General features: G+C 41.1%; 1 pseudogene. It reads right to left on the bottom strand.

The annotated features are described in order from the left end of the window. Positions 1-246, bottom strand: a pseudogene (locus tag H5181_RS20480) (winged helix-turn-helix domain-containing protein); the annotation flags it as partial.

Below are 246 nucleotides of genomic sequence, written 5' to 3'. Positions count from 1 at the left end.
GCTTCATCTTGAAACCAAACATCAATGCGATCTAACGCCACATGACCAGGGGTGTTAAGGATCGTTGACAGCTGGAAGTTTTTTAAAAGCGTCCTGAATATCTTGAGATTGTTTTGGGTGACGAGAACGGGTCGTTATCCATGACAATCCTAATTGATGCAGTAATCTGTAGATATTTGCCTGTTTAAAGGTCACCCCAAATTCAGACTGAATAAAAAGACTGACATCTCTTGCCATCAATCTTCC

It is taken from the genome of Shewanella sp. SG44-2 (assembly GCF_014164215.1).
Lineage (GTDB): Bacteria > Pseudomonadota > Gammaproteobacteria > Enterobacterales > Shewanellaceae > Shewanella > Shewanella frigidimarina.
This window is presented reverse-complemented; position numbering and strand designations above follow the sequence as displayed.